Raw genomic sequence first — 9,622 nt, forward strand, 5'->3', positions numbered from 1 at the left:
TGTTTAAGTTTGAATAGCTCATTTAAAAATTGCGAGTTAACCTTGTTAACTCTATAGTTGTCTCGATTCATAATTGAACCGAAGACCCCTGCACATTTGGTTGTTTTACTTTGTTCAGTTTTCAAAGATCTATCTCGTTCTATTCGGTTGCTTCGTTATGAGGCAACTTTTATATAATATCATCTGTCGTTTCAGTTGTCAACACTTTTTTTGAATTTCTTTTTTCGATTAACGGAAATCTTTTGAAAAGTGTAAGCGTTACCCGCCCCTGCGCGACAACTTATATTATATACCGTTGCTTCTTAAATGTCAACACATAATTTCAATTTAATTTTGTGTTATTAGGTGTCGTTGTTTTGCAGCAACGTGATATATCATACCATCATATTAAATAGTCGTCAAGGCATATTTTAAAATAAAAAAACTTTTAGTAGCTGCATGAGGAAGGATTCTCATAAATCCCTGCCTAGACAGCTACTAAAAGCTTAATTGACTCTTACTCTTTATCGTCTTCTTCTTTTTCTTTCATCTCTTTTTTTACTTTATTTCGTCTAAGCTTGGCAATTTTCATATTACGTTTCATCTGGCTATCATCTCCACGCTCTCTCTTAACCGCAATTTCTATTGGTTTGACTTCATACTCACCTGCAACATCACCATAATATTTATTATACCGTTTCTTATATTGCTGAAAGAAGTGAACGACGATGACTTTTAAGATGGCATATATTGGAACACCCAGTATTAATCCAAATAAACCAAGAAGATCTCCCATGACAAGTAAAACAATAACAATCGTCAATGGGTGGACACTTAATTGTCTTCCCATCACGTTAGGTTCTATTAGATTTCCATCCACGAACTGGACAACAGCCCAAACGATTAGTAACTGAACAACCATCCACCATGAATCCATTAAAGCTATAACTAAGGCAGGTAGAAAAGCCAATGTAGGACCCAGATAAGGAATAATAGAAGTAAATCCCGCAATGATAGCCAGTACCCCGCTGTATTCCAATCCAATGATTGTAAATCCGATAAACATCATGACTCCTATAGAAGAAGCTATAATTAATTGCCCTTTAACATAAGCCCCTACTTGTGTATTGACTTCTGAGGAAACACGCAAAATATCTTCTCTCCATTTTGGTGGGACCACACTTAGCACAGCATTAAAAAACTTCTGCTCATCTTTCAACATGAAGAATAGAATAATAGGAAAGGTCACTAGTGTTACCACAAAGTTGGTCACTCCTGAGACAATTGATGTCAGTCCGCTTAATCCATCTGATAAGTATTGGTCCATATTATTAGGAATTTCAGCTATAAAGTTTTCCCCTTCTTCGATAAATGTTTCTATTTCAGCTCCAAAAGGAAGTGTTGAGAGCCACCCAGTAATGGATTCGACTAGTGAATCAATAAAGTCTGGGAAGTTTTCAATAAAACTAACGACCTGATTTCTCAAAAGCGGTAGCAACGATCCTATACCTAAAACCAATACAGCAATGATGACTGCATACAGGATGGTTACTCCAAAAATGCGTTTAATTTTCCATTTTTCTAGTAAGTCAACGACCGGGTCCAATAAGTAATATAGGAGCAAGGCAAGAACTAACGGCATCAACAGATTAGAGACAATGACAAATATAGGTGTAAAAATATAGCTGACCTGATTAAATAAGAAAAATAGGATACCAAATAAAATCAATACAACTAAAGTGAAGACGAGATTGCTTCCTCCTAAAAAATTTATCCAACGTGTTTTTTTCATAAACTTCCCTACTTTCTTATTCTTAAGTAACTCTTCTACATATTATAATATATAAAAGTTGGCATTAATACGAGTAAATACATTTTGAAAAGAAAAAAGCATGAATGCTCCGTCTAGATTGACTAAGAGCATTCATGCTAAAAGGCTAATTCATATTAATCAATATTTTTCATTGTTGGGAATAGTAAAACATCTCGAATAGAATGTGAATCAGTTAATAGCATGACGAGACGGTCTATTCCAATGCCCAGTCCTCCGGTAGGTGGCATTCCATATTCCAACGCTTCGATAAAGTCTTCATCTATTTCATGCGCTTCATCGTTTCCTTGTTCTTTTTCTTTCATTTGAGCTTCAAAACGCTCACGTTGATCAATCGGATCATTTAACTCACTAAAGGCATTGGCATATTCATGTTTAGCAATAAACAACTCAAATCGATCTGTAAATCGCGGGTCTTCCTCATTTTTCTTAGCTAATGGCGATATTTCAACAGGATGTCCATAAACAAAGGTCGGTTGAATTAATTTATGTTCAACAAACTTCTCAAAGAATTCATTGACAACATGGCCATATGTTGCAAAATCGTCAATTTCAACATTATGTTCCTTAGCCAATGCTCTTGCTTCATCATCCGTATAGTTTTTGAAGAAATCAATGCCTGTTTCCTCTTTTATCAGATCAACCATATGGCGGCGAGCCCACTTATCTCCTATACGAATCGTGTCTTCTCCGTAGGTTAGTTCCGTTTTACCTAAAACTTTTTCAGCAACGGATTGAATCAGGTCTTCTGTTAAGTCCATGACATCTTCTACATCATGATAGGCTGTATAGAGTTCCATCATAGTAAATTCAGGATTGTGTGTTGTGTCAATCCCTTCATTACGGAAAACACGGCCCATCTCATATACTTTTTCCATTCCACCGACAATCAGACGCTTCAAGTGCAGCTCAATGGCTATACGCAAATAAAGCTCCATATCTAAGGCATTGTGGTGTGTAATGAATGGTCTGGCAGCAGCTCCCCCAGCTAAGTTATGCAACAAGGGAGTTTCGACTTCCAAGTACCCACGACTGTTTAGATAATTTCTTATTTCTTGAACAATTTGACTTCTTTTAGTGAAGCGATCAAAACTTTCTTCGTTGGCAATTAAGTCTAAATAGCGTTGACGGTATTTTTGTTCAACATTAGTCAGACCATGGTACTTATCAGGTAGGGGACGTAAGGCTTTAGATAAGAATGTTAGTTCTTCTGCTCTTACGGTCACTTCACCCGTATTGGTTTTCATTACTGTTCCTTCTATACCTAAAAAATCACCTAAATCAGCTGTTTGGAAACTTTCATATTGCTCATCCCCAACAGCATCTTTACGCACATAAATCTGTATTAACCCGTTTTTATCTTTTAAATGGGCAAATCCAGCTTTCCCTTTTCCGCGCTTAGTCATAATACGACCTGCTATTTTCACTACATGACCTGCTTCAGACAGTTCCTCTTTTGAATACTCTTCAAAACTTTCTAGAACTTCAGAAGACAGATGCGTTCTATCATAACGCCCGCCAAACGGGTCCACCCCTCGTTTTCTTAAGTCATTCATTTTTTGGCGACGCACAACTAACTGATCCGTTACTGATTCTTTATTTGGATTATCCTGAGACACACCATCCACTCCATTCACTCATTCTTTTTTCCAGTTTTACGTTCTGAACTATCGTACCATAAGTTTTCACTCTCATAAAGTCCAATAGAACAGTTACCTATTCTTTGCTTCTTCTTTCAATTTTGTCAGTTCTTCTTCGTTGAAATAATACTTTGTACGGCAGAATTGACACACAGCTTCTGCTCCCTTGTCCTCATCAATCATTTCTTCTATTTCTTTTTCTCCTAAAGTCACAATAGCTGTTTCAAACCGGTCTTTAGAACAATCACATGTAAAGCTGACCGGCATTTCTTCCAGAATATGAGACGAACCGTCAGGGACCAAGCGCCTTAAGATTTCTTCCGGTGTCTCTCCCTGATTCATCAACTTGGATACTTGAGGAAGTTCAGCAATTGCTTGCTCAACTTTTTGAATAGTCGCATCTGAAGCGCCTGGTAACACTTGAATCATAAATCCTCCAGCTGTTTTGACTGTTTCATCTGGATTCACCAATACGGACAAACCAATAGCTGTCGGTATCTGTTCTGAGTGAGCCATATAATACGTAAAGTCTTCACCAAGCTCTCCACTGACAATAGGAACTTGTCCAACAAAAGGATCTTTCATTCCTAAATCCTTACTGACCGTCATCATGCCGTCTGTTCCAACGGCCCCTTTGACATCAATTTTTCCTTGATCGTTTAAAGGTAGACTGACAAATGGATTTTTTATAAAGCCTTTTGTTTCTCCTTTTGCATTACTGTCGATGAGTAAATAACCAACCGGACCGCCACCCGCAATTCTGACTGTCAGTTTGTCATTGCCTTTTAATGTCGCTCCAAGAAGGGTGGTGCCTACCATCGCTCTCCCTAAAGCAGCTGTGGCCGCACTCCACGTCTCGTGCTTTTCTTGAGCCGTTTGGACCATTGAAGTGGCCTCTACAACATATACCCGAATCTCATTATCATAACATAGTGCTTTGATTAGTTTATCAGTCACTTTATTCACAGTCCTTTATATCAATTTATGGTGCTTCTCATTTTATTTTACATGGAAAGAAGAGGAGTGCGAATGATACGCCTCCTCTTCTATAGTCCATCTAAACGATTATTCTTTTGGCTCTTTATCCGTTTCATCTGCTGAAGCATCCGTCTCTTCATCGAGGGACTTGTTGTCTTCCTCATCAGATTCGAAATTAGCGCCGCCGTGCTCGAGCTGGTATTTACGCTCTTGCTCTTTCTTTTCGCGCTCCGCTTTTATTTCTTCAAACGTTTTTCCGATGGCTTCTTCTTCTGGATCTCTTTCTGATTCTGGAGCTACTTCTGCCTCTTCGCTCTCACGTGGAAACTCTGACTGTGCCTCATTTTGTTTAGGCGCAGGCATTTCTCCTTTTTCGAAAAGGGATTTAATTTGCTTCTCATCTAACGTCTCTACCTCTAAGAGTTTTTGAGCAATTAAATGGTGAGCATCTTTGTGTTCTTCAATAATTCTTTTCGCTTCCGCATGAGCTTCATTTAAGATACGCAAGACTTCTTGGTCAATCTGATAAGCAAACTGTTCAGAGTAGGCTTGAGAAGAAGAATAGTCTCTTCCTAAGAATACTTGTCCGCCACTTTCATATTGAACAGGCCCTAATAAATCACTCATCCCGTATTCTGTTACCATGCTACGTGCGATTTGCGTCGCTTGCTGGAAGTCATTTGAGGCTCCACTTGATTGAGAGTCGAAGATAATTTCTTCCGCCACACGTCCGCCTAAAAGACCAACAATCTGTTCGAACAATTCTTTTTTCGTCATTAAATAACGATCTTCTTTCGGAAGCATGATGGCGTATCCGCCTGCACGTCCTCTTGGTACTATCGTCACTTTATGAACGATACGAGCATCACTTAGTACTAAGCCGACAATCGTGTGTCCTGCTTCGTGGTAAGCAACCATGCTTCGTTCAGTTTCAGAAATCACACGGTCTTTCTTAGCAGGTCCAGCGATTACTCTGTCATGTGCTTCGTCCAAATCAATGGCTTCGATGACTTTACTATTACGTCTAGCTGCTACTAAGGCTGCTTCGTTTAATAAGTTTTCTAAGTCAGCACCAGCAAATCCTGGAGTCTGTCTTGCTATTACTTTTAAATCAACACTAGGTGCCAACGGCTTATTCTTAGAGTGTACTTTAAGAATCGCCTCACGCCCTTTAACGTCTGGGTGACCCACCATGATACGTCTATCGAAACGACCAGGTCTGAGTAACGCAGGGTCAAGAACGTCTTGACGGTTTGTCGCCGCAATAACGATGATTCCTTCGTTTCCTTCGAATCCATCCATTTCAGTTAGTAATTGGTTTAGGGTTTGTTCACGCTCATCGTGTCCGCCACCCATACCAGCACCACGCTGACGACCTACTGCATCAATCTCATCAATAAAGATAATGGCAGGAGCTGTCTTTTTAGCATTTTCAAATAAATCACGTACTCGACTCGCTCCGACCCCTACAAACATTTCTACGAATTCAGAACCGGAAATGGAGAAGAATGGCACACCTGCTTCACCTGCTACTGCTTTAGCCAATAGCGTTTTACCTGTTCCTGGAGGGCCCTCTAAGAGTACCCCTGCTGGAATACGTGCGCCTAAATTGGCGAAACGTCTTGGGTCTTTCAAGAATTCTACAATTTCTACTAATTCTTCTTTCTCTTCATCTGCCCCAGCTACGTCTGAGAAACGGACCTTACTGGTCTTAGCGTCGCTTTCTTTGGCTTTTGATTTACCAAAGTTCATGACTCCGCGTCCGCCGCCAGAACCGCCGCCCTGACCAGCCTGTCCCATCATAAAGTAAATGAAACCGACAAATAAGAGTAAAGGTAAGAACGAAAAGAGTAAACTGGTCCAGATACCGGTTGTTGGTTCTTCTATGGACACAATATTTACATCATTTTCTCTAGCTAATGTATAGATTTCATTAACCATACTGTCATTTCTTAATATATAGGTGACAAATAAATCTGCTTCTTGCTGATCCATTCCACCGAAAATCGTTACATTTTGATTTTGTTCAATTTCTATTTCTTGTCCTTCACGAAAACGACCTCTGACTTCGTATACGCCTGCACTAGGCTGAACTTGAAATTCTTCTACCCGATCATCTTCTAAAAACTCTACGAACTGTGTTGTACTCACACCTTCTGAAGCTTGATCTTGTCCGTCACTTGTCGCCCAACTTGCAATTCCAATAACTGCAAGAAACACGATGACGTAGAAGAGGCCACTTTTGAAAAATCCTTTCTTCATGTCATCCTCCATCTATTCAATTGAATTTGTTTAATATTATACTGGCATTATTTTCATGCACTTTATCATACTACCATACTTGACTTTCTTTGACTATGAATTTTGTTTGATCTTTGTTTACTTATAGTAAGAAAGCTGTCGTCATGATAACTCCTTACCTATACAGATAAAGGTTACTTGTAAATCTCAGGTTTTAAAACCCCAATAAAGGGAAGGTTACGGTAATTTTCAATGTAGTCCAAGCCGTACCCAACCACAAAGGCATCAGGTATCGTGAAGCCAATCCAGTCAGCTTCTATGTCTTTTTTACGACCTGACGGTTTATCTAATAAAGTCACTATTTTGACTGATTCAGCTTTTCTATACTTGAATAAATCTTTTAAGTAAGAAAGAGTGCCGCCTGTATCTATGATGTCTTCAACAAAAACGACATGTCGCCCTTCTACATTAGTATCCAGATCTTTCAATATTTTGACTTCTCCTGAAGATACCAGCTCACTGCCGTAGCTAGAGACGTCCATAAAATCAATTTCCAGATAGATGTTCATTTCTTTTATTAAGTCTGCCATAAAAGGCATTCCGCCTTTTAATACACAAACAAGTAAAGGGTTTTTATCTTTATATTCTTCAGCTAAGATTTCTCCTAATTCTTTCACTTTGTTTTTGATTTCTTCTTCAGAAATTAATATACTCTCCATGTCCTTCTTCATTTTAAAGTCTCCTTTTTTAAAATATAACGTGTTTTTTATTGTTTCATTCATTTTTTTTCGTACACAAGTACGTAGCTTATTGTATCAGTTAAAGGATCGAGTGACAACGCTGATTCTTTATAGTTGATAACCCAAATGACTTTACCAGAATTATCTTCGATTATCCATGCTCGGTTTCTTTCTAACATAGGAACTTTCTGATCTATAAAAATGTCCTTCACTTTTTTACTTCCATTCGATCCTTTTAATGACAGTCTATCTCCATCTTTCCTATGCCGAGCTGTAAGTGGGAAAGAGATAGCATCTTTATTTAAAAAAACAGCTTGGCTAGTCTCTGACCTCATTTGTTCATATAGTGAAGGGGAAAACAAACCAATTTTTTCATTTTCATTTAAACTCACCCACTTGTTAAGTGAATAAATAGGGATCCCTTTTTCTACTAATGGAGAAGGCTGATTCCCTTTTTTTTGTTTTTGTTTAATCACACATTGATTGTAGACTCTTTCAGCAATGAGGTCATTGGGTAAATCAAAAGAGGAATGAGGGGACCCTTTTTCCAACCAGTCAATGAGTAAATCTAAATGGGTTTGTTTTATTATATAGGATTCGGAGTCATTCCACTTTAAAAAGGCATCATTTAATACACTTTTTCTCATTGACCTTTTCAGGGTCATAAAATCAGGTATCTCTATTCTTATCTCTTCTTCAGTCAAATCTATCGTTTTTTCTCTTTCTTTATGAATGAGAGGAGCAAGCAGCTCTAATACAGCGGCTATATCATTTGAAAAAGATAGAATATGTTTTTCAATCGCCTGATTTTCTTCTTTTAATAAAGGAAGGATTTTGTTTCTGAATCGGTTTCTTGAATAATCTAGCGAAGCATTCGATTCGTCTTCTCTCCACTCCAGCCCGTTTTCTTGGGCATGGCGGATGATTTCCTTTTTTGAAAAAGGGAGTAGAAGGCGTAATACAGTTGTTCTGCCGGACTTTCTCATTTCAGGGATGCCTGTGAGCTCTTCTAACGTGCCTCCTCTAGCCCACCTCATCAAAATCGTTTCGACTTGGTCATCTTGATGATGAGCTGTTAAAACATGGGAGCTGTTTTCTTTTTCAGCTACCTCAGAAAAGAATTGATACCGCACATCTCTTGCCGCTTTTTCAATTCCTGTATCCGGATGATTGTCTTGGTGCCATTGGTAAACATGTAATGGGGTTTGTGATTGATTCGCTAAGTGTCGAATAAAGGCTTCTTCTTCATCAGATTCTCCCCTTAGGTGGTGATTAATATGTGCGATGACGAGTTTCGGTTTGTACTCCTGTGGCAAATGAGTGAGTAAATCGAATAAGACAATCGAATCCACACCGCCCGATACCGCGACAATTACTGGATCCCTTGGTTTCCAGTATAGTCTTTCTTTCACATGGTCTTTAAAGGCTTCATAGAGCGTCACGAAATCACCTGCTTTATACGTAGTCTAGTATTCATTCTATGTATTATAAATAAAAGGGTTCAGGGACACCCCTAAACCCTTTATTGATATCTATTGAATTAGCTTACGATTTTCTTCCGCCACGTCCGCCGCGTTTATTTTCTGTATTGCGCTTGAGAGATGTTAAGCGGTCTTCACTATCTTTTAAGAAAGAACTCATTAATGAATCAAAATCTTGCTTTTTATTTTGCTGTTGTCCTCTGTTACTAGGAGAGTGACTACGACGTTCACGATTAGGTGTTGGTTTTTTGGAAGTTTCTTCAGCAGGTTTCTCTTGAGCTTTACGGATAGATAGACCAATTTTTCCGTCATTTGCTATTGATAAAACTTTCACTGTTACTTTCTGTCCAACTTCTAGTTCCTCATTGATGTTTTCTACGTAACTATCTGAGACTTCGCTAATGTGCACTAACCCAGTTTTATTATCGCCTAAATCAATAAATGCGCCAAAATTAGCAATCCCCGTAACTTTACCTTCTACTTTACTTCCAACTTCAATTGACATATTTTCTAATGTTCCTCCTAATATATTTGGAGTAATTATACCATACAAATGGGTTGGAATAAAGTTTAATTGGACATTTGGTCATCTTTTGTGTTAATTGTTCGCCTTTTTAGGCTAACTAATCAGATGATTCGTTTTCTTCTTCCATTTCTCGGGAGTTTAACAGCTGGAATCAATAAAAAGTGACACAAAGCCTGTTATGGCTTTATTTTTTTGTCAAATTTGAT

Annotated in this window: 7 protein-coding genes; all 7 read right to left on the reverse strand. The window is 38.4% G+C overall.

The genetic code is table 11. From position 1 onward, the window contains the following. Window positions 1–496 precede the first annotated feature (496 nt). The 7 genes from ABDZ53_RS10545 to ABDZ53_RS10575 all read right to left on the reverse strand — a co-directional run bounded on the left by ABDZ53_RS10545 (window position 497) and on the right by ABDZ53_RS10575 (window position 9,395). Window positions 497–1,771 carry an AI-2E family transporter gene (locus ABDZ53_RS10545; RefSeq protein WP_343756324.1) on the reverse strand — a complete coding sequence of 425 codons (1,275 nt, stop codon included), beginning with the start codon at window positions 1,769–1,771 and terminating at the stop codon, window positions 497–499. A gap of 155 nt (window positions 1,772–1,926) precedes the next feature. Then, window positions 1,927–3,429, reverse strand: coding sequence for a lysine--tRNA ligase (lysS, locus tag ABDZ53_RS10550; protein WP_343756336.1), 1,503 nt, complete (start codon window positions 3,427–3,429; stop codon window positions 1,927–1,929). A gap of 93 nt (window positions 3,430–3,522) precedes the next feature. Beyond that, window positions 3,523–4,407 (reverse strand): Hsp33 family molecular chaperone HslO, encoded by an 885-nt coding sequence (gene hslO / locus ABDZ53_RS10555; protein ID WP_343756326.1) that lies wholly within the window; start codon window positions 4,405–4,407, stop codon window positions 3,523–3,525. A gap of 108 nt (window positions 4,408–4,515) precedes the next feature. Beyond that, entirely contained in the window at window positions 4,516–6,690 is a 2,175-nt protein-coding gene (gene ftsH / locus ABDZ53_RS10560) for an ATP-dependent zinc metalloprotease FtsH (RefSeq protein ID WP_343756328.1), read from the reverse strand. A 173-nt stretch (window positions 6,691–6,863) separates the two neighbouring features. Beyond that, window positions 6,864–7,400, reverse strand: coding sequence for a hypoxanthine phosphoribosyltransferase (gene hpt, locus ABDZ53_RS10565; protein WP_343756330.1), 537 nt, complete (start codon window positions 7,398–7,400; stop codon window positions 6,864–6,866). Window positions 7,401–7,447: 47 nt separating this feature from the next. Further along, window positions 7,448–8,851 carry a tRNA lysidine(34) synthetase TilS gene (gene tilS / locus ABDZ53_RS10570; RefSeq protein WP_343756332.1) on the reverse strand — a complete coding sequence of 468 codons (1,404 nt, stop codon included), beginning with the start codon at window positions 8,849–8,851 and terminating at the stop codon, window positions 7,448–7,450. Window positions 8,852–8,954: 103 nt separating this feature from the next. Next, complete coding sequence (locus tag ABDZ53_RS10575; protein ID WP_343756334.1) at window positions 8,955–9,395, reverse strand: S1 domain-containing RNA-binding protein; 441 nt, start codon at window positions 9,393–9,395, stop codon at window positions 8,955–8,957. Window positions 9,396–9,622: the final 227 nt, after the last annotated feature.

Source organism: Alkalibacterium iburiense (assembly GCF_039521845.1).
Taxonomy (GTDB): domain Bacteria; phylum Bacillota; class Bacilli; order Lactobacillales; family Carnobacteriaceae_A; genus Alkalibacterium; species Alkalibacterium iburiense.